This window comes from Stenotrophomonas sp. YJH_SMC_79 (assembly GCF_059367995.1).
Map to the genome: position 1 here is coordinate 429783 of NZ_JCAFRK010000004.1, position 21325 is coordinate 451107.

Sequence of the window (21325 nt, forward strand, 5' to 3'; positions counted from 1 at the left end):
GCCGCGCCTGCGGCCCGGCGGCGGCGATCACCACTGGATGCCGGCACCGACGGCCACACCGGCCTCGCCACGGCTGTTGGTCGAGCCGCTGAACTTGTAGATCCAGCGCCCTCCCTCGGAGACACCGGAGATGCCGACCGCCACGCCCGACTCGCCGTTGTAGCTGCCGGCGGCAACCGAGGCCATGCTGCGGCCCGCTTCGCTGGGCTGCGGCAGGGCTGCGGTGGCCATCGCCGACGCGATACCCGCCGAGGCGCGGTTGTCGGTCTTGCGCAGGTCGCGCTCGAAGCCACCCATGCGCTCGTCGGTGTACGCCTTCGACCAATCCAGGGTCTGGGCCATGCCCGACTTCAGCTGGTCCACGTTGACCGCGTCGGTACCGGCGGTGCCGGCGGCGACGTTGCGCACCGTGGTCGGGCCGCTGTTGGTACTGCCCAGCGTGACACTGTTGAAGTTGGTCGCGCCGTTCGCCGTGGTGTCGTAACGGATCGTGCCCTGCTGCGAGGCCTGCAGCTGGCGCACGTTGACCGCATCGGTGGCCTGCGAACCGTCGGCCACGTTGACGACCTGGCGTTCGGCACCGGCGGCACCGACCGAGACCGTGTTGGCCCGGTTCGCCACCGAACCCGCACCCAGCGCCACCGAGTTGTCGGCCTGCGCCTGCGAACCATTGCCCAGCGCGGTCGAGTTGGCACCCGCGGCGGCGGAGCCTGCGCCACCTGCGGCCGAATTGGCCCCGCTGGCGGACGGATCGGCCAGGTTGTTGGTGTTGTTGGCGCGGAAGCTGCCGGCCACGTTGGTGATGTTCTGGATCTTCTGGTCGGTGTACTTCTTCGATTCATCGATGGCGTAGTTCACGCCGTTCTTCAGCTGGCCCACATTGGTTGCGTCGTACGTATCGGAGCCGTCGGCGACATGGGTGATCTTGCGCTCGCTGCCGGTGCTGCCGACCGAGACCTCACCGGCCGAGTTGCTGGCGCCGGTCTGCCCGTAGGCACCGGTGTAGCCACTCTGGGCACCGACGCTGGCCACCGAACCGGCACCCAGCGCCACGCTGTTGCCGGCACTGGCGCTGGCACCGTTGCCGACCGCGACGCTGTTGGCACCGGCCGCACTTGCCTGCGGGCCGACCGCCACCGCTTCCGCGCCGGCCGCCGTTGCAGCCGCTGCCGTCGAGTTCACCGCCAGGTAGGCACTGCCACCGCCACCATTGGTGATGCGCTGGTTGAGAACCTTCAGCGAGCCGTCCACCGCGGTGAATGCGGCGGTGACGTTGTTGTAGTCACCGCTGGTGAAGGTGCCATCGGTAGCGATGCTGGAGATGCTGAACTTTGGTGCGGTCCACACGTTGGTGGTGCCGTTGTAGGCGGTGGTGCCACCGAAGTAGTTGGCGATGGTGCTGTTCGTGCTGAACAGCTGGTCGCCGGTGATGGCATCACTGCTGCCAGCCAGGATGCTGCCGGCGGCGACGTTGGTCACCTTCACAGCACCGGTGCCGGTGCCCTTCAGCGAGACACTGTTGATCACGTTGCCGCCGCCGTCGACGTCGTACTTCACGGCCAGCTTGTCGATCTCGCCGGTCTGGTCGGCCACATTGGCCAGCGAGTTGCTGACCGCGTCGAAGGCCGTACCGACGTCGTTGTAGTTGCCCTTGGTGATCGTGCCGTTGGCGGCCACGTTGTTGATCGAGTAGGTCGGGGCGGTCAGCACACCGCTGGCGTTGACCGCTGCACCACCACCGAGGTGGGTGGCCACGGCCTGGTTGGCGGCGAACAGCTGGGCACCGTTGATGGCTTCACTGCTGGTGGCACTGACCTGGCCCGGGCCCAGGTTGCGCAGCGTGGTGGCGGTGCCGGTCTGGCCAAGCGTGGCGCTGGCGTAGTTGACGCTGCCATCGCCGTTGAGGTCGTAGCGCAGGGCGCCCTGCTCGGACGCCTGCAGCTGGCCCACGTTCACCGCATCGGTCGCCGCCGTACCGGCGGCCAGGTTGGTGACCTGGCGCTCGGCACCGGCCGCGCCGATGGACACACTGTTGGCACGGTCGGCCAGGCTGCCAGCGCCCACCGCGATGCTGTTGGCGGCGGTGGCGCGGGCGTTGGTACCGACTGCGATTGAATCGGTGCCGCTGGCCACGGCCTCGGTGCCGGTGGAGTTCACCCGCAGGTACTTGGTTCCGCCATTGCGGATATCGGTGATCTGCGTGTTGAGGTTGACCAGCGAGCCATCGACGGCCGCGAACGCGTCGGTGGCGTTTTCGTACAGGCCCTTGGCGATGGCACCACCGGTGGAGATGCTGCTGATCTCGAACAGCGGTGCGGTGAAGACACCACTGGCCGGATCGAACGCCGCGCGACCACCGAAGAAGCTGGCGATGGCTGCATTGGTACCAGCCAGCTGGCCACCGTTGACCGCCTCCAGGCTGCCTGCGGTGATCGCGCCGCCGGCCAGGTTGCCGATGGTCGTGGTGCCGGTACCCGCACCGAGGGTGACGCGGCGATAGTTCGGGTTGCCGGCACCGTCCAGGTCGTAGGTCACAGCGGCATCGGCCACGCCGTTGATCAGGCTGATCGCGCCCTTCAACTGGGCCACGTTGACCGCGTCGGTGTTGACGCTGCCGGCCGCGACGTTGGTGATCTGGCGCTCGCCGCCACCGGCGGTACCCACCGACACTTCACCGGCCGAGACCTGCGGCGCAGTGAGGCCGTAAGCGCTGTAGCTGGCCTGCGCACCGCGCAGTGCGGCCGAACGGTAACCCAGTGCCACCGAGTTGGCCTGGTTGGAGGTGGCTTCAGCACCCAGCAGGGTCTGGCCGTTGGCGGTACCCACGGCACTGTCACCGACGATCACCGAATGGCCCATGCGTGCAGCGTAGTCTGCGGTCGGCACACCGGTCGGGTTGCTCGGGTCGTTGACCCCATCACCCGGGAAGGCGACGTTCGCATCAACCTTCGGCAACTCATGACGTGCGTTGGCACCGATCACCACTTCCTTCGAACCGTTGGCGAACGCACCGTCGCCCATCAGCACCTGGTAGTCCTGCGCGGCGTTGACCGCCCAGCACGAGATGTCAGCCAGGGCGATGTCCAGGCACTTGGCTGCCCATGCAGGTGAATCCTTCGGCAACAGCAGGCCCAGCAGGCCGCCCGGATTGCCGTTGTTGATGTTGTAGATGTAGCTGTCGGAGGTGACACCACCGATCAGGGTCAGGTGCGAGCTGCCACCCGTGGCCGCGCCGCCCAGACCGTTGAGCGTGCTGCCCACTGGCGACAGGTTGACCACCGGCAGGCCCAGCACATTGACCGTCGAATAGGTCTGCATCACGTTGGCGTTGCTGAGCTTGAGATTTCCGTTGCTCAGGTAGCCGTTGCCGCCGAACAGGCTGGTGGTGGTCGGCCCGATCAGCTGGCCGACATTGCCGACCAGGCCACCGGTACCGATGATCAGCCCCGCATTCGGGTCGGCCGCCGCCGGCGCCTTCGGGCTGGTCGGCGGGATCGCCGAGGGTTTGGTCAGGCCGAGACCGCCCAGCGTGCCCCCCACCAGGCCACCCACCGCGCTGCCCAGGTTGCCGACCGTGCCGTTGAGATTGCCGTTGAGCAGGTTGCCTACGGCGCTGCCGACGTTGCCAAGCGTGTTGCCCAGCAGGCCACCCAGGCCAGTGCCGGAGCCGGTGGCGCCATTGAGCAGGCCGCCGACGGAACCGACCGTGTTGTTGAGCGTGCCGCCTACCGCAGTGCCGACGCTGCCAACCGTGCCGCCAACGGCGCCTACGGTGTTGTTGAGCGTGCCGCCTACCGCGCCGCCCACACTACCGACGGTGCCATTGAGAGCTCCGCCAACAGCGCCTCCAACCGCGCCGACAGTGCCTGCTGCACCATTCAATGCGCCGCCTACAGCGCCTACGGTGTTGTTGAGCGTGCCACCCACGGCGCCGCCCACGCTGCCGACGGTGCCGTTGAGCGCACCACCGACCGCGCCGCCGACCGTGCCCACGGCGCCATTCAGTGCACCGCCCACGGCGCCCACCGTGTTGTTGAGCGTGCCACCCACGGCGCCGCCCACGCTGCCGACGGTGCCGTTGAGCGCACCACCGACCACGCCGCCGACCGTGCCCACGGCGCCATTCAGTGCATCGCCAACGGCGCCCACCGTGTTGTTGAGCGTGCCGCCAACGGCGCCTACGGTGTTGTTGAGCGTGCCGCCTACCGCGCCGCCCACACTACCGACGGTGCCATTGAGAGCTCCGCCAACAGCGCCTCCAACCGCGCCGACAGTGCCTGCTGCACCATTCAATGCACCGCCAACGGCGCCTACAGTGTTATTAAGCGAGCCACCCACGGCGCCGCCCACGCTGCCGACGGTGCCGTTGAGCGCACCACCGACGGCGTTGCCCGCGGCGCCGACCACGCCACCCACCAGCCCCCCGACACCCAGTGCGCTGTTCTGCGCCGCAACCGTTGCCTGGCCCGCCAGTTTCAGGTTGCGATCAGCAACCACTTCCTGGCCATCCGGCGCCTGCACGCGCACCTTGCCAGCTGCACCTGCATCGAATGCTGCGGTGATCGCCCGATCGTGGGTTTCTCCCGGCAGTTCCTCCCTGGCAGGCAGCGTGATCGCCGCCATCGCCTTTGCCTGGCCCTGGGCGTCGATCTGATGGCCTGCCACCGTCACCTTCGAATCGAGCGCCCCATCAACAGAAGCCTTCAGGCCCCGCAGCGCACCTGTCGGCGCGCCGCTGATGCCGGCGGCCGCCTGTGCACCGGTATCGATTGATGCCACCTGCGCACCGCCGAGGCCGATGTTGGCTTTCGCACGGACATCAGCAGCAAGCCCAGGGACGGCGACCTGCTTCGGCGCCGTGTTCGCGGCCAGCTTCACCTGCACGGTGGCCGGCAGCACGTCACGCACCACCGGCAGCGACGCGGTGCTCAACTGCAGGCCGACCCGCGCATCCGCGCTGATTGCCGGGCTACTCTGGGCCTGGCTTGCGGCAGCCGCGAGGGCTACCTCGGCATCGACCTTGACCGGCATGGGCTGCGTGTACTTGGCTGCAAGTGCCTGCAGATCACGCAGCGATTGATTGGATTCGGATGCCCCTGCGTGGCCACTGGCCAGCGCACACAGCAGGGCCAGGGCGAGCGTGGTGGGCATCAGCAGGAAGGCGCGCGGATCCCGCGCGGCACTGCCACCGCTGTCGCCGGTGGCCAGTTCGGAGGCCACGACCAGAGCATTGAGCTGGCGGTTCCATATACGCCGGTAGATGCGATTCATGAGCACTTCCCCCGTAGGCGAACAACTGGAATGTCAGTGGACTTGCCGTTTGGCAGGTGATTGACATTTCAGCGCTCGCCGCGGCGGCTGCGCACTTCATTCCGGCACGGCAATCGCGCATTCCGGCAAATCCACGGCCGGAATCGGCAGCCGGTTATGCAGAAGCGGCAACGATATCGGCAAGCGCATGCGCAATTCCGGCAGAAACCACCCCGAAACCCTTGCGGCGCTTGATTCAGGCCGGCTGGCCGATCTGCGCGGGAGCGCGCATCAGCGTATCGCGCGGCAGTTCGCCGAAGACCTTGCGGTAATTGTCGGCAAAACGAGAGAGGTCCCAGAGGCCGCAGCTGAGGGCGATCGCCTTCACCGAACGGCGGCTGGAATCGGCCATCGACAGGCTGCGGCAGGCAGCGCACAGCCGCAGCATGGACAGATAGCGGTTGGGCGAGGTTCCGAACAGATCCTCGAAGGCATAGCGCAGGCCGCGTTCGCTGACACCCGCCGCGTCGCAAATCTCGTTCATGTAGATGTTGCGGCGCAGGTTGAGCCGCATGAAGTTCTCCGCCCGCTGCGCGATCAGATAATGCGTGCGCCGCGCGCGGCTGCAACCAGGGCGATCGGCGGCGCCTGCACCGAGCAGGGCCTGCACGTGCTCGTGCAGCAATCGTTCGGTTTCCTCCGGCTGCAGGCCAGCACCCTGGCCGAGCTGAAGATGCAGTTGCTGATAATGATGGACGAGTGGTGCCGAATCGTTCGCCAGATTGAACAGTGAAAGTGCCTGGCCTGCGGGTGGCGTGCTGCGCAGGCTCAGTTCGGTCAGCTTGCGTTGCACCCGTGCGACCGGCACCAGCATCAAGGTCATGTGCGTACCGGGGCTCAGCGTGAACTCGCTGATGCCTTCGGGCATCACCGTCAGCGCCATCCCAGGAGTAAGCGGCACCCCGTGGCACCAGCTCAGTGTTTCATCGGTCGCGTGCAGATACCCCAGCATCGCCCAGTCGGGTGGCAGCATGAAGCGGCCACGGCAATGGAAGCCGCAGCTGATGCTGCAGAACAGGGCTTCCTCATGCACGCGCGAAGCGAAGGCCGCCCGCGGCCCGTTGCCATCGAGCAGCAGCAGTTCGACATCGCACACACGAAGTACGCCGCTCAGCGTCGCCAGATCGATCGATCGCAGGCCGCTGTCGTCGCTGTCTTCTACCCCACCATCGACCATGACAGTGTCGTCCCCCCGTTGATCCGCAACACGCTGCAGCCCCCACTGCCTGACAGGGCCACACCATTCCTCCAGGAACCTTCGCTATTTCCGGGAGGGCTGCGACCGGTGCCGCGCGACCCACCCTGTTGAAAGCAGCAACTTGAAACCGAGTATGCCCGATAATCATCGAAGGTAAACCCGAACCCTGCATTGAAGAAAATAGATACACAGATGAAGAAAATGTGGTCGCCAGTGGCACGATTTTCGCATGCGCCATTTGCGACATCACATTATCTGCACGTCGATGAATCGTTTTGCCAGCGAACGGATATACGTCACAGAAACAGCCTGAAAGTTTAAGGATCGACGCGTTTCTGCCGAATTTGCATATAGGTTCCAGTTGCAGCCAACCGCCATTCAGGCAAAGTCGATAACACGGTGATCCGGTCGCTTCAGAACGGCCACACCTGGGGGAGCGCATGACCACGACCGTATCGCAGAACAGTTCGGCCACCGGCGCAGCGCCGCGTGGTTGCAACGTTGCGGCCGGTATTTCTCCCGGGGCCGATTACCCAGAATGAGCACGGCGGGTCATTCCCGTCATGCCACCCCGCCAGGACGTGCGGGGCCCACGGACGATCCCGGCGGAGCCGGGCCACCGCCCAACAGGTGTCCTGCATCTGCAGACAACAAGTAGAGGGAGACAAGGCCATGAACGCATCCATCCGCAAGTTCCTGAAGGAAGAAGATGGTGTCACCGCGCTCGAGTACGGGCTGCTGGCCGCCGTCATCGCCGGCATCCTGATTGCGGTCGGCAACAAGGAGATCAAGGGGTTCTTCGAGACGCTGTTCAAGAACCTCTCCGACCTCGCCACCAAGGCCTCCGGGTCGACACCTGCGACCGGCGGCGGCTGAGCCTGCGTGCATCGCACATCCCTGCAGCGGTGCTGGGATGTGCCCGGTGGCAACTGCAGACTGTCCAATGACGGACGACGGAGCGTGCGATGACGTTGCTGGGACTATTGGCCATCGGCGTGTGCCTGCGGATCGCGATCAGCGATCTGTATGCCCGCCGGGTGCCCAATGCCTGGCTGCTGTCTGCATCCGTCATTGCCATCGCATTGATCATCGCGGGGCAGTTCAGCGCGCCGCGCCAGCCGTGGCTTGCCCACGCAGCGGGCGCGGCGCTCGGCCTGGTGGCCCTGCTGCCGTTCTATGCCATCCGCTGGATGGGCGCCGGTGACGTCAAGTTCTTCGCGGTACTGGGCCTGATGCTGGGCTGGAAAGCCCTGCTGCCGATCTGGGTGGTGGCCAGTCTCGCGGCCGGCCTGCACGCGGCAGTGATCATTGTTGGCCGCCGTTTGGGCGTGATGCTGCCTACGGGCCTTCAGATGCAGGTCAACCGCGCCAGCAGCCAATGGCAATCACACCCTGCCCTGCGCGACATGCAGGCCGCCCGCCAGGGACGTCACGGCATTCCCTATGCAGCCTACCTGGCTATCGCCGGCATCGGCTGGGTTCTGGCAAGCGTCTATGGAGGTGTGGCATGAACATCCGCAATCCACGGCGTCAGCGCGGCGTGGCCAGCATCGAATTCGCCCTGATGCTGATGCTGGGCCTGCTGCCACTGCTGCTGTTCACGTTCTCCGGCGTGATGATCATGGCCGCGCAACAGACATTGGCGACGGCCTCGGCCGAGGGCGCTCGCGCTTCATTGCGCTATGGCAGTGCCAATGAACGGCGTACTGCCGCCTGCGTTGCAGCCCGCAGTTCGATGCAGTGGCTGTTGAAGTTCTCTGGACAGGGTGTCGACTGCAGCAATGGCGGTAGCAACGCCATCCTGGTCTCCGCACAGGCGCCCTGCGCCGGCCTGGCCACTGCCCAATGCATGACGGTTACGGTCAGCTATGACTACGCCAGCCATCCCTTCCTGCCGGGCACCGCCACGCTTTACAAGTGGGTGATGCAGGCTCCCATCCGTAGTGTCGCGGTCGCCCAGCTCGACCTCGGCAGCGGCAACTGACGATCGGTACAGGAGACGGTTCCATGCTCAAGTTGACCCGCATCGCTGCCGTCGCCCTGATCGGGCTGGCCGTGCTGCTGGCAGTGATCGCCCTGATGATCGGGCGCAAACCGGCCGCGCCGGCGGCGGCTGCCCCCGTCGCGCACAGCGAAGCCCAGGCGATCACCGTGGTCGAAGCCGTGGCCCGGCTGCCTGCCGGTGAACCGATCACCGCCAACGGCCTGCGCCTGGCGCAGCGGACCAACGCGGTAGCCGGTGCTGCCACCACCCTCTCTGCCGTGGTCGGCAAGGTACCGGTGCAGGACATCGCCGAGGGAACCGCCATCAGCAGCAGCGCCCTGGCACAGGGATTCTCCCTGCAGCTGCGCCCGGGCGAACGCGCACTGGCCGTTCCGGTGGATGAACTTGTCGGTGCTGGAAACCGCATCCTGCCGGGTGATTTCGTCGATGTCTTCCTCAACCTGCGCAATGCCCAGCCCAACGCCAGCGGCCCGGCGGAGGCCGCGCAGACCCGCCTGCTGCTGTCACGGCTGCGCGTGCTCAGCTACGGTCAACAGGACATCGCTCCGGTCACCAGCGATGCCGTCGCCGGCAACGAGGGCGATACCCGCAACGACCCCCGCGCCGCCGACATCACCGGTAATGGCAACAGCCATGGCGCTGGCAACGAGGCCACCCAGCCGGCACGCAGCGCGGTGCTGGCAGTGCCGGTGGCCGATGCCAACCGGCTGCTGCTGGGGGCGCAACAGGGAAAGCTGTTCCTGGCCCTGCGCAACCCGGCTGATACGGGGCAACCTGACCTTGCATTGTTTCCACAGGCGCGTGGCGTGATCGATCCTGTGCGTGGCCTCGATGCCGAACAGCAGCTCGCACTGCAGCGGCCGGAGAACCACGCCTTCGCCGGCATCGATGGTGATGCCCTCGCCGGCCGCGGCAACACCGCGGCCCGCAGCAACCCGGAGGCCCCGGCGCGTGCGCCGGCGGCTCGGCGCAGTGCACCGCGTGCGTCGGGCATCGAGATCATCCGTGGCGACAGCTCCGCCCCCCGTGGCTCCCTTTGACCTGCATCGAGCGCATCCATGACCGAACGCCGCCGCCCACGCCCTTCTCCCCGCCAGCGCTGGCTGGCCCTGCTGCTGGTGCTGCTGGCTCCGGCGACAAGCGTGGCCGCCGACGATCTCGTGCTGCAGGCGCGTGAGCAACGCCCATGGACCCTCCCGGCCGATCTGGAACGGGTCGCCATCGCCGACCCGGGCGTCGCCGACATCGTGATGCTGCGTGGGCAGCGCCAGGCACTGCTGGTCGGAAAGGCGCCGGGTACGACGACGCTCCTGCTGTGGCACCGCAAGCAGGCCGAGCCGCAACGCCTGCAGGTGCGCGTACAGAGTGCCGTGCAGGGCGCGGCAGACGCAGGCTCGAAGGGGCTGGTGTTTACCCAGCAGGACAACCAGGGCCTGCTGCAGGGAAGCACCGACAGCGTGCTCTCGCACATGCAGGAGCAGAAGACCGCCGCCATGGCGCTGGGCAAGGACGGGCTGCTTGCCGATGCGTCGACGGTCAGCAGCGGCGGCGTGGTCCAGGTCGAGGTCAAGGTGGTCGAATTCAACAAGACCGCGTTGAAGCAGATCGGCATCAGCTTCCAGAACCGCAATGGCAACTTCGCCTACGGCTTCGCCCGCCCGGGCGGACAGCTGCCGGGCAATACCGGCATCCTGCCGGGCATGAAGGAAGGCAACTCCGGCAATGAGGCCGAGTCGCCCATCTCTTCGGCGTTCCGGCTGGTGTTCGGCTCGACCAAGGGCCTGTGGAACGCCGATGTCGACCTGCTGCAGAGCAACGGCATGGCGCGCGTGCTGGCCGAACCTACCCTCGTCGCATTGTCCGGCCAGAGCGCCAGCTTCCTGGCTGGCGGCGAGCTGCCTATCCTGGAACCGCAGGGACTGGGCACCACCACCATCACCTACAAGCCGTTCGGCATCGGCCTGACCGTGACCCCGACGGTGCTGGCCCCCAACCGCATCGCCCTGAAGGTCGCCCCCGAAGCCAGTGATCTGGACTACAGCAACGCCATTGCCCTCAATGGCGTGCAGATTCCGTCGATCACCACGCGCCGTGCCGACACCACGGTCGAACTTGGCGACGGCGAGAGCTTCGTGATCGGTGGCCTGGTCAGCTCCAATGTCGTCTCCAACGTCGGCAAGATTCCCCTGCTGGGCGACCTGCCGATCATCGGTTCGTTCTTCCGCAACTTCGACTACAAGCGACAGGACAAGGAGCTGGTGATCATCGTCACGCCGCGGCTGGTGCAGCCGCTGGCGCGCAATACCGAGCTGCCGTTGCCTGGCGAACGCGAAGCCAAGCCGAACCTTCCCGAGTGGGGGGCCTGGCTGCTTGGCCCGATCAGCCAGGATCCGGTACCTGGCTTCTCACGCTGATTCTCATGATGCCTGCGATACCACGCCCATGCCCTACGCCACCGCCCAGCCGCTGCATCCGCAAGGACCGCCGATGAATCTGGTCCTGTACGGGATGGATCGCGAACTGCTGCCCCGGCTGGCGGCGAAACTGCCGCCGACCACCACCCTGCACTGGCAGGACAGCAGCATGCCGACCTCCGCACAGGATCTGCAGCGTGGGCCACAGAGCCTGGTGCTGCTCGACTTCCGCCCGGAACACGCCGCGGCCTCCAGCCTGCTGGCGCAACAACTGCAGCAGACCCAGCCCGACCTGCCTCTGGTCGCGGTCGGCGCCACCAGCGCTGCCCAGGTCGAAGGCGTGGTGATCGCGCTGCGCGCCGGCCTGCGCGATGTGCTGGACCTGGACAGCGACAACATCGGCATCGAGGCTGCATTGCGCCGTGCCCTTTCGCCGCGTCCAGCCGCCACCGCCCAGCATGCGCACAAGGCGCGCCTGATCGTCCTGCTGGGCGTGCGTGCCGGGGTCGGCACCAGCACCCTTGCCGCGCATCTTTCGGTACTGGCCCAGCAGACCCGCGCACTGGCGCAGGGCGAGGCCCTGCAGCAGGACGGCCTGTTGATGGAACTGGCGCAGCCGTCCGGCGACCTGGCGCTGTACCTCAACCTGGACAGCCGCTTCCACTACGAAGATGCACTGCGCAACGCCAGCCGCATCGATGCCACCCTCGCACGCACCGCGATGGCTCGGCATGACACCGGCCTGGTGCTGCTCGACCGCGCCAGCGGCAGTGATGCCGTGCCGCCGTCGGACCCGGGCGCACTGCTGCAGCGCCTGCGCAGCGTGTTCGCCAGCGTACTGTGCGATGCCGGTGGCTGCCCGCTGCGGCAGCTGCCGCCCCTGCTGCTGGACCAGGCCGACGAGATCTGGCTGGTCACGGACGCGTCGATCGCCACGCTGGTATCGCTCGACCAGGCCTTGAAACACCTGGCCGGCCAGCGCGAACGCGAGAAGCGCCTGCAGCTGGTGATCAACCGCCACGACGACAGCAGCGGCATGAGCCCCGACCAGATCGCACGCCGATTCGAAGTGCCACTGCTGGCCACGCTACCCGAGCGCCCGCGCGTGCGCCTGGCGGCCAGCCAGGGGCACCTGCTGCTGCAGGACGCACCGCGCGACCCCTACCTGCGTGCCCTCGCCCCGCTCGTGTCGCGCCTGGATCCGGCTGCCTGCCCGGTCCAGGCACACGGCCTGCGGGAAAGACTCTCCCTTGCCCTGGGTGGATCGCAATGGAAGACAAGGTAACCCCGTTCCCGCATGCCGCCACCCGCCCGGTGCTGCCCGACAGCACCCCGGGACACCTGCCGTTCGCGCAGACCGAGCAGTACCAGAAGGTGCTGTCGGCCGCGCATGAGCACCTGCTCAACAGCATCGAGGACGAGCGCATCGACATCGATTCCTGGGCGCCTGACACCATCGCCCGCTGGGTGCAGGTGCAGACGGTCGGCTTCATCCAGGAATGGCGCATCCCGATCAACGAGGAGGAGATGCAGGTGGTCGCCGAAGGCCTGGTCAAGGAGCTGACCGGCTTCGGCCCGCTCGACGACCTGCTGCACGACCCGACGATCGAAGACATCCTGATCAACGGATTCAAGGATGTGCACGTCTCGCAGGGAGGGCAGCTCAAGCGCGCCACCCAGCGATTCACCGACGACACCCACCTTCTGCGCATCCTGCGCCGCATCCTCGCACCGCTGGGTCGCCGCCTGGACGACTCCAACCCGATGGTCGACGCGCGCCTGCCCAACGGCGGCCGACTCAACGCGATCATCTCGCCGCTGGCGGTGGATGGGCCGATGGTCTCCATCCGCAAGTTCCGCAAGGACCCGTTCACCCCCGACGAGCTGCTGGCCAAGGGCACCTTCGATGCGCCGATGCAGGCGCTGCTGAAGGCGATGGTGCTGGGCCGCTGCAACATCCTGGTGTCCGGCGGCACCAGCTCGGGCAAGACCTCGCTGCTGAACGCCCTGGCCAGCTACGTGCCGCCGAACGAACGCGTGATCACCGTCGAGGACACCGCCGAGCTGTCACTCAACCATCCACACGTGGTCCGCCTGGAAAGCCGCATCGGCGGCGCTGAAGGCCATGGTGCGGTGAGCATACGCGACCTGGTCCGCAACAGCCTGCGCATGCGCCCCGACCGTATCGTGGTCGGCGAGGTGCGTGGTGCCGAAGTCCTGGAGATGCTGCAGGCCATGAACACCGGCCATGACGGATCGATGGCGACCATCCACGCCAACTCGCCCCGTGACTGCCTGTACCGCATCGAGATGCTGGCCGGTTTCGCCGGGTTCCAGGGCAGCGAGGACAGCCTGCGCCGGCAGATCGCCAGCGCCATCGACTTCATCGTGCAGATCTCGCGGCTGGGCAGTGGCCGGCGCGTACTGGTCTCGATCACGGAAATCACCGGTGTCAGCGACAACCTGATCACGACCCAGGAAATGTTCCGTCACGAACTGCAGATCGACGGCAACGGCAAGGAAACCGATCGCTGGATCGGCCTGGGCTTCCATCCGCATTCGCACAAGCTGGAACCGTTCCGCCAGCAGTTGCGCGAATCGTTGTACGGAGACTTCTGAGCATGGGCACGGGCCTGCTGCTGGGTGTACTGAGCATCATCTCGGTGCTGCTGGCGCTTGCGGTGTGGCTGTGGGGCACCGCCAGCAACCGCGAACAGCGCCAGGCCTCGCTGCAGCACGCCGAGCAGCAGCTGGCGCGCGGGGGTGCCAGTGGCGGCGCCCCGGCCGGGGCATCCGTGGCCGCCGCCAACGACCCGGCGCGGCCGGCAAGTGCCGGGCGCCGGGTGTTGCCACTGGACGGCCTGCTGCAACGTGCCGGCCTGCAGACGGGCTGGAAGCTGCCCATCATGATGCTGGTGCCGGGCCTGGTGCTTTCGGTCGTGGCCATGCTCAGGCTCGGCACGGCGTGGATGTTCCCCCTGACCCTGCTGCTGTACCTGCTGGCCTGCTGGCTGTGGGTCATGCGCCGCACCACGAAACTGCGTGCACAGCTGCTGCATCAGCTGCCGGACTTCCTCGACAACCTGGTGCGGCTGACCGCGCTGGGCAACAGCCTGCAGGCGGCCTTCCAGGTGGCGTCGATGCAGACCAGCGCGCCGCTGCGCGGACTGCTGGACACCACCGTGCGCTACGCACGCAGCGGCATGGACCTGGACCGTGCCCTGAGCCTGGCAGCACAGCCCTACCGGATGGATGTGCTCAAGGTGCTGTCCGTGGTGATCGGGGTCAGCGTGCGCATCGGCGGACGTTCCGATCAGATCCTGCAGCGCATGGGCGATTTCATGCGCGACCTGGAGCAGGCCCAGCAGGAGCTGGCCGCGACCACGTCGGAAACGCGCATGTCGGCCTGGGTGCTCGGCCTGCTGCCACCGGCCAGCGCGGTGCTGATGGCGATTTCCAGCCCTGAGTTCTTCCAGCCGGTGCTGCACGATCCACTGGGTCACAAGATCCTGCTGATCGCGCTCGGGTTGGAACTGCTTGGCGCGTTCCTGCTCTATCGCCTGGCCAAGTCGCTATGACCACCCGGATCCGCCACGGAGGTGCCCGATGAGTGCCAGCACCTGGTTTGCCCTGTCGCTGCTGGTGCTTGCTGCTGGCGTTGCCCTGCTGGGTATTGCCGGGTGGGTCCGCAGCCACCGCGAACAGCGCACCTCGGCCACCTTGAAGACCGCACTGCAACCCCGGGATGAGGCACGCGACACGGAGGCAGCGCGCCGTGATTCGCTCGGTTGGCTGGAACGCTTCGGGCGCGCACTCAGTGGCGGCCGTCTGGAATCTGCATTGCTGGCCAATGAAGACCGGCTGCTGCTGGACCTGGCGGGCTGGAACACACGCCGTGGCACCGCCATCTATCTTGGCCTGCGCCTGCTGCTGGGCGTGCTGGTGCTGGTGCTGGCCCTGGCATTCAGCAGCGCCCAGGGGCTGGCCAAGATGATGGTCGTGATCGGTGCGCTCGCAGCTGGCCTGCTGCTGCCGAAGTTCATCCTCTCTTCGTGGGTGAAGCGGCGCCGACGCGCCGTCGACAACGAGCTGCCCCTGCTGATCGACCTGCTGCGCCTGCTGCAGGGCGTGGGGTTCAGCATGGACCAGAGCCTGCAGACGCTGGGCGACAAGCTGCGCGATGCGTTGCCGGTGCTCGGCGGCGAACTGCAGGAGGCCAACGTCGCGTACACCCATGGTCGCACGCGGGCGCAGTCCCTGCGCCGCCTGAGCGAGGTCTACGCCGATGATGACCTCACCAGCCTGATGCAGTTGATCCTGCAGGTGCACGCACATGGCGGCGCGGTGCAGGAGCCGCTGCGGCAGTTCAGCATCCGGCTGCGGGAACAGCGCCGCAACACCCTGAAGGAAAAAGTCGGCAAGCTCTCGGTGAAGATGACCGTGGTGATGATGCTGACCCTGCTGCCAGCGCTGATGCTGGTTCTTGCCGGACCGGCGCTGGTCGCGCTGGCCACCACCATGTCCAAGATGGGATCGCCCTGATGCCTGCCCTGCGCACCTCCTGCCTGCTTCTTGCCCTCGCCGCCGTTGCCAGCGGCTGCGCGTCGACGACGCCGAAGTACCTGCGCGCCCCCAGCCTGGCTGCACCCGAACCGGCACCGCAGGACAGCCGCAATGCCTACCTGGAACTGATCGGGCGCATGCAGCAGCAGGGTGCCTGGTATGCATCGCTGGCCCACGTCGATGCCTTCCGCCAGCGCTACGGCGATCCGCCGGCGCTGCGCCTGCTGCAGGCCGATGCCCTGCGCGAGACCGGGCAGGCCGACGCTGCCATCACCCTGTACCGCGAGCTCTCCACTGGCCCGCAGGCCGCTGCAGCCGCCCACGGCCTGGGCCTGATCGCGGCGCGCCGTGACGACGATGGCGGCAGCGAGGAGGCACTGGCCCGGGCCACGCAGCTGCAGCCCTTGAACACCGACTACCTGGGCGATCTCGGCTATGCACGCCTGCGCGCAGGCCAGTTCGAACAGGCCCGTGAACCGTTGGCCAAGGCACTGGAGCTGTCTCCAGGCAACCCCAAGGCCACGGCCAACCTTGCCCTGTGGGCCGTGCTGCGCGGCGACGCCGCCACCGCAGAGCGCCTCGCCGAGCAGGCCAACCTCAACGAGGACACCCGCCGCAGCATCCAGCAGCAGGCCGCGCAGATCCGTGCTCGCCTGCAGCAGCGCCAGGCCGCCGCGGCACAGGTTGCCCCTGCGTCCCCGTCCACCCGCGCAAGCGCCGATGCCACCTCCCGCGCGCCGCAAGGCGCCACGCGCCTGGCCGCCGAACCACGTCGCGACATCCGTGATGCGCGCGATCCACAGCGCCTGCCGCCCTCGATGCTGGAACGCTTCAGCACCTCCGATCAGCCGAACGGGAACACTCCATGAGCGCGATGCCCCTGACCCGACGCCTGTTGCCTGCACTTGTCTGCCTGCTGATGGCCAGCGGCGCGCGGGCGCAGCAGCAACCCCTGACCGGGCAGATGCTCGGCGGCAGCGCACCGGTCGCAGCGGCCACGCAGCCACTGCAGTCCGAGGCATTGGCCACGGTGGACCTTGCAGCCCCTGCTCCATCGGGATCACCGGCCACCGCCCCGCCGATCATTGCCACCGACCACCTCGCACCAGCGCCCCGCCCTGCACGCACGCAGATCGGCGATACCGCGCGCGGCCTGTTCCGCCTGCAGGCATCGGGGCAGCAGGCCGGGCAACGCCTGCCGATCCTCGGCGACCAGGCCACGTTGAGCTACGCCCGCTACTTGAAGAGCTTCGAACACGAGATCCCGGACTTTTTCGAAACCGATGTCGCCAAGTCCAAGGGAACATCCTCATCCGGACGCTGAGGTAGGCCATGAAACGCCCACGCCAGTTCAGTTTCAGCCGCCCACGCGGCGGCATGTCGGTCACCATGATGCTGGTCATGCTGGCGCTGCTCGCCATGCTGGGCCTGATCGAGATCGGCTACCTGTTCTGGGCCAAGCGTGACGCACAGAAGGTCGCAGACCTTGCTGCACTGGCCGGTGCACAACGGCTGGAACTGTGCACGTCTGACAACAGCGACAACAGCGCGGCGCGGCAGAGCGCGGTCACCCAGAACAGGTTTGCAGGCTCCCTGCAGATCCGCTGCGGCAACTGGAGCGCCGCACGCAGCACGTCGAACCGCTTCGTCACCACCGTCGATGCCAGCAACCCACGCAATGCCGTGCAGGTGGTCGCACAGCGCAGCGTGCTGCCGTTCTTTGGCCAGAACACCAGCCTGCCCACCGTCAGCGTGGAGGCGGTGGCCCGACGCTCCGAACCGACTGCGGTGTTCGCGGTCGGTTCGCAGCTGCTGCGCACCAATGGCGACTCGGTACTGCTGTCGACCCTGCGCCTGGTCGGCCTGGATGTCACCAATGCCACCGTGCTTTCCTATGACGGCCTCGCCCAGGCCAACGTCACGCCGTCGGGCCTGCTCAAGGCGTTGAACATCCCGGTCAGCGCCAACCTCAGCGTGGCCGACTTCAACCGGTTGCTGTCGGTCAACAAGATCTCGCTGGCGCAGCTGGTCGATGCCACCGCCACCGTGGTCGGCCGCGATACCACCGTTGGCGTACAGCTGCGCGCGCTGTCCGACCTGGTCGCCACCCAGCTGGACATCAACAAGCTCAATATCGTGCTGGGCAGCCAGTCCGGCGGCGGTGGCCTGTTCGCCGAAGTCGTATCGCCGGATGGCACCGTCGGCAGCGCGCTGGAAACGAAGGTCAACGTCCTCAACCTGATCAGCACCGCCATCTCCATCGCCAACGACGGCAACGGCGTGGCGGTCAAGGGATTGGACCTGCTGGGCATCAACATCCAGGCCGGCGTGGTCGAGCCGCCCTCGATCGCCATCGGTGGTGTCGGTACCCGCGCGTACAACGCGCAGGTGCGGCTGATGGTGGACGTGGACAGCAACAACCTGTTCGCGGTGGGCCCGCTGCTGAACCTGCTCGGCACGCGACTGCACCTGCCACTGCATGTCGATGTCGCCAATGCGATGGGCACGCTGACCGGCATCCAATGCGGCGCCAGCCCACAGAAGGCCACCATTCGGGTCGACTCGTCGGTGCTACGCGCCTGTGTCGGCAATGTCGACCCGGCGCAACGCTTTTCCAGGAGCAATGTCTGCGACGACTCCCTGAAGAACGAGCAGCTGCTGAAACTGCTCGGGCAACCCTTGATCAATGACAGGATCACCCTGCCTGCCCTGACCAGCTCGCAGAACCTGACCCTTGCCGCCGGCGAGACCGCTTCGACCCGGATCAATCCACTTGCAGTGGGCAACGCGGTGTCGGACCTGGTCAATGAACTGCTGCGCGTGTTGTCGGGCATGCTCAGCTCACCCAAGCAGGGCATGAGCGCCAACGACACCGCCAAGGCACTGGCCGACCGCTACCTGCAGGCCACCTTCCCGCCGAACACCCGCTATGAGGTGGACAAGTTGATTCCACTGCTGCGCGATGGCGACGCAAGCCGGCAACTGGCCCCGCTCAACAGCTGGACCGTGCCCGGAGGCCTGCCCTACGCCTGCGGCCTGCTGAACCTGGCCACCTGCCACAAGGACGGTCCGGTCTGGGATGCGTTCAAGGTGACCGTCACCGGCCAGGGACTGGGCGTGCTCGATGGGCTGCTGGGATCGCTGGTGGGTGGCCTGCTGATCAACCGCTGCGACAGCCTGCTGGGCAACCTGATCGACTACAACGGGTGTGTACGCAACAACCTGGCCTCGTACATCCAGACCGCACCGGCCGGCTTCCTCGATGGTACCGGTGGAACCGGCGTCACCAATCCGGATGGCAGCGTGAGCTGCAGCGGCCTGCTGTGCACGCTGCTCAAGCCGATCCTGGCCGCCCTGCGGCCGGTGCTCAACAGCGTCGGCACCCTGCTGACCAACCTGCTGGCGAGCGTGCTGGGCCTGGAACTCGGCCGCACCGACGTCAACGTGCAGTCGATCCAGTGCAGCGCGGCGCAGCTGGTCTACTGACCCGTGACGGGCGCCCTTGGCGGCGCCCGCGCCCATGCTAGACTCCCGGCGGGGAACCACCTTCATCTCAACCCACACTCATCCGTGGATGGTCTAGACATGCGAGAAACTTCAGGGGGCGCGGTCTTCGCCCGGCACGCGCGCGGCGCGGCACTGCTGGCCGTGGCCATGATGCTGGTGGCACCGGCGGCGATGGCTGCCCGTGGCGACCGTGAGGCAGCCGCAGAGCCGGCCGCACGCAGCGCGCCGGTGGTGCGCAACACCGTTGACGAACTCAAGCAGCTGATGGATTCGCGCCAGCTGACCGAGCTGCGCACGACCTACAACGGCAACTACGGCGCCAGCCTGCTGTTCAACGCCAACACCCTGACCTACTACGTCGCCCTGTTCCAGGAGAAGAACTTCTGGCGGGTGATCAAGACCGATGCCGTCGACAACGCCGAGCGGGTCTACCGTACCTTTGCCCAGCAGTCCGAGCAGCTGGCCCAGGTGTACATCGATACCACCCGCCTGGAAGCCGGCAAGCGCTACACCGAGCGCCTGGTGGCCTACAACGAGGAACGCCTGCGCACCCTGCAGCAGGAAATGGAACAGCAGCAGGCGCAGTCGGCCCAGGTCAGCGCGGCCCTGCAGCAGGCGCAGCAGCAGGCGGTCAGCCTCAGCACCGACGTGCAGAGCACCAACAGCCAGCTGGACGCCCTGCAGCGCCGCATCCAGATCCTGCAGGCCGAACAGGGCAACCCGGAACTGAGCCTGCCCAAGCCGGAAAGCGTGCCTTCGCCGGCACCGGCTGCCGCCAGCGACGGTCGCTGAGGCCCGGCCATCCGCATCCACGCACAACGGCGCCAAAGGGCGCCGTTGTCGTTTTCGGCCTTTCGTGAGCCACCACGCTCAGCGGCAGGCGTCGTACACCGCGTCGTCCAGCTGACGGCGTTGCACGAAGTCCAGGCGCTTGCTCCTGGCCAGCACCTCCCCGCGTTGCTGTCGTGCGCGCTCACAGGCCCCGGGGTCCGTATTGATCGGTATCAGCGCGGCCTGCGCCCGCCCCGAGCGCACGATGCGTGGTGGCGCCAGCACCGCGCCACCCGCCCTGGCCGGCTTTGGCACTGCTCCGCGCGACAGCGACTGCTCCTCCGGCACCTCCCAGCGCCATTCCGCGCGCCCCTGGCAGGGTGTCTGCTGATAGACCGGATGCGGACCGTCCACGCATTTGTAGACGTTGGTCTGCGCGTGAACCGCTGTGGCCAGCAGCAGGCACAGCAATGGGCTGCATCGCACTCTCGACATCGCACGCTCCTGGACAGGCCGGCCATCATCGTCAGCGCGGACGCCGCCGGGTTCCAGAGCGATACACGTCACACCCCGGTCAATCCAGCACAGCCGTGCAAGCCACCCACCGGGCCGTGCGCTGTACTGCCGGCGGTACCGGCATGTCCGCCGGCGCCGCCCCTCCCTTCCGCCAAGGAAACCGCAATGAGCAACTTCGTCACCGTCGCCGACGGCGCCCGCATCTTCTACAAGGATTGGGGTACCGGCCAGCCGATCGTGTTCGCCCACGGCTGGCCGCTGTCGTCCGATGCCTGGGACCCGCAGATGCTGTTCATGGGCCAGAACGGCTTCCGCGTGATCGCTCACGACCGTCGCAGCCACGGCCGTTCGAGCCAGACCTGGGATGGCAACAACATGGACACCTACGCCGATGACCTGGCCGCGGTGATCGAGGCGCTGGACCTGAAGGACGCGATCCTCGTCGGCCATTCCACCGGTGGTGGCGAAGTGGCGCACTACATCGGCCGCCATGGCAGCCAGCGCGTGGCCAAGGTGGTACTGGTCGGTGCCGTGCCGCCGTTGATGCTGAAGACCGCCAGCAACCCGGCCGGCACCCCGATGGAGGTGTTCGACGGCATCCGCAAGGGTACCGGTGGCGACCGCTCCCAGTTCTTCAAGGATCTGGCCACGCCGTTCTTCGGCGCCAACCGCGATGGCAACAGCGTCACCCAGGGCATGCGTGATGCGTTCTGGCTGCAGGGCATGCTCGGCGGCGTCAAGGGCCAGTACGACTGCATCCATGAGTTCTCGGAAGTCGACTACACCGAAGACCTCAGGAAGATCGACGTGCCAGCACTGGTGGTGCATGGCGATGACGACCAGATCGTGCCGTTCGATGCTTCGGCCAGGCTGTCCTCGCAGATCATCAGGGACGCCGAGCTGAAGGTGTACGCCGGTGCCCCGCACGGCCTGACCGTCACCCACGCCGACCAGTTCAACGCCGACCTGCTGGCCTTTGCACGCAATTGATGTCCCGCGGCGGCGCCCCACAGCGCCGCCGCTCCCCCGGTAGTGCCGGCC

At 67.1% G+C, this 21325-nt stretch carries 17 protein-coding genes; 14 read left to right on the top strand and 3 right to left on the bottom strand.

Annotation, left to right across the window (positions count from 1 at the left end):
* Positions 1-27: 27 nt before the first annotated feature.
* Complete coding sequence (locus AC5P57_RS17280) at positions 28-5271, bottom strand: ESPR-type extended signal peptide-containing protein (RefSeq protein WP_495219682.1); 5244 nt, start codon at positions 5269-5271, stop codon at positions 28-30.
* Positions 5272-5506: 235 nt separating this feature from the next.
* Positions 5507-6487 carry an AraC family transcriptional regulator gene (locus AC5P57_RS17285; RefSeq protein ID WP_315974198.1) on the bottom strand — a complete coding sequence of 327 codons (981 nt, stop codon included), beginning with the start codon at positions 6485-6487 and terminating at the stop codon, positions 5507-5509.
* Positions 6488-7180: 693 nt separating this feature from the next.
* On the opposite strand from AC5P57_RS17285, the gene AC5P57_RS17290 reads away from it, so the two are divergent.
* The 13 genes from AC5P57_RS17290 (at position 7181) to AC5P57_RS17350 (ending at position 19789) form a co-directional block, all read left to right on the top strand.
* Positions 7181-7384, top strand: a complete 204-nt coding sequence (locus AC5P57_RS17290) for a Flp family type IVb pilin (RefSeq protein ID WP_099553287.1) — start codon at positions 7181-7183, stop codon at positions 7382-7384.
* A gap of 89 nt (positions 7385-7473) precedes the next feature.
* A complete protein-coding gene (locus AC5P57_RS17295; protein WP_142806188.1) occupies positions 7474-8019 on the top strand; it encodes an A24 family peptidase in 546 nt (181 codons plus the stop codon).
* Positions 8016-8492 (top strand): TadE/TadG family type IV pilus assembly protein, encoded by a 477-nt coding sequence (locus AC5P57_RS17300; RefSeq protein ID WP_099553282.1) that lies wholly within the window; start codon positions 8016-8018, stop codon positions 8490-8492. The genes AC5P57_RS17295 and AC5P57_RS17300 overlap by 4 nt, the downstream gene beginning before the upstream one ends.
* Before the next feature lie 23 nt (positions 8493-8515).
* On the top strand, positions 8516-9553 hold the full coding sequence (gene cpaB, locus AC5P57_RS17305) for a Flp pilus assembly protein CpaB (protein ID WP_262234976.1): 1038 nt from the start codon (positions 8516-8518) through the stop codon (positions 9551-9553).
* 18 nt (positions 9554-9571) lie between these two features.
* Positions 9572-10927 carry a type II and III secretion system protein family protein gene (locus AC5P57_RS17310; protein ID WP_262234975.1) on the top strand — a complete coding sequence of 452 codons (1356 nt, stop codon included), beginning with the start codon at positions 9572-9574 and terminating at the stop codon, positions 10925-10927.
* 28 nt (positions 10928-10955) lie between these two features.
* Positions 10956-12212 (top strand): CpaE/TadZ family protein, encoded by a 1257-nt coding sequence (locus tag AC5P57_RS17315; RefSeq protein ID WP_099553276.1) that lies wholly within the window; start codon positions 10956-10958, stop codon positions 12210-12212.
* Complete coding sequence (locus AC5P57_RS17320) at positions 12197-13546, top strand: TadA family conjugal transfer-associated ATPase (protein ID WP_099553274.1); 1350 nt, start codon at positions 12197-12199, stop codon at positions 13544-13546. The genes AC5P57_RS17315 and AC5P57_RS17320 overlap by 16 nt, the downstream gene beginning before the upstream one ends.
* 2 nt (positions 13547-13548) lie before the next feature.
* Positions 13549-14505 (top strand): type II secretion system F family protein, encoded by a 957-nt coding sequence (locus AC5P57_RS17325; RefSeq protein WP_099553272.1) that lies wholly within the window; start codon positions 13549-13551, stop codon positions 14503-14505.
* 28 nt (positions 14506-14533) lie between these two features.
* Entirely contained in the window at positions 14534-15469 is a 936-nt protein-coding gene (locus AC5P57_RS17330; RefSeq protein WP_099553270.1) for a type II secretion system F family protein, read from the top strand.
* Positions 15469-16359, top strand: coding sequence for a tetratricopeptide repeat protein (locus AC5P57_RS17335; RefSeq protein ID WP_099553268.1), 891 nt, complete (start codon positions 15469-15471; stop codon positions 16357-16359). Before AC5P57_RS17330 ends, AC5P57_RS17335 begins: the two co-directional genes overlap by 1 nt.
* The gene (locus AC5P57_RS17340) at positions 16356-16814 is read left to right on the top strand and encodes a DUF3613 domain-containing protein (protein WP_262234974.1); all 459 of its coding nucleotides are present in this window, start codon (positions 16356-16358) and stop codon (positions 16812-16814) included. Before AC5P57_RS17335 ends, AC5P57_RS17340 begins: the two co-directional genes overlap by 4 nt.
* A gap of 8 nt (positions 16815-16822) precedes the next feature.
* Positions 16823-18976, top strand: coding sequence for a TadG family pilus assembly protein (locus AC5P57_RS17345; RefSeq protein WP_099553264.1), 2154 nt, complete (start codon positions 16823-16825; stop codon positions 18974-18976).
* Between the two features lie 99 nt (positions 18977-19075).
* Positions 19076-19789, top strand: a complete 714-nt coding sequence (locus AC5P57_RS17350; RefSeq protein WP_012480553.1) for a DUF2968 domain-containing protein — start codon at positions 19076-19078, stop codon at positions 19787-19789.
* Positions 19790-19867: 78 nt separating this feature from the next.
* On the opposite strand, the gene AC5P57_RS17355 is transcribed toward AC5P57_RS17350, so the two are convergent.
* Complete coding sequence (locus tag AC5P57_RS17355) at positions 19868-20263, bottom strand: hypothetical protein (RefSeq protein ID WP_262234973.1); 396 nt, start codon at positions 20261-20263, stop codon at positions 19868-19870.
* A 186-nt stretch (positions 20264-20449) separates the two neighbouring features.
* Here AC5P57_RS17355 and AC5P57_RS17360 point away from each other — a divergent pair, with 186 nt between their 5' ends.
* Positions 20450-21274: an alpha/beta fold hydrolase gene (locus tag AC5P57_RS17360; RefSeq protein WP_099553260.1), complete on the top strand. Its 825-nt coding sequence runs from the start codon at positions 20450-20452 to the stop codon at positions 21272-21274.
* Positions 21275-21325: the final 51 nt, after the last annotated feature.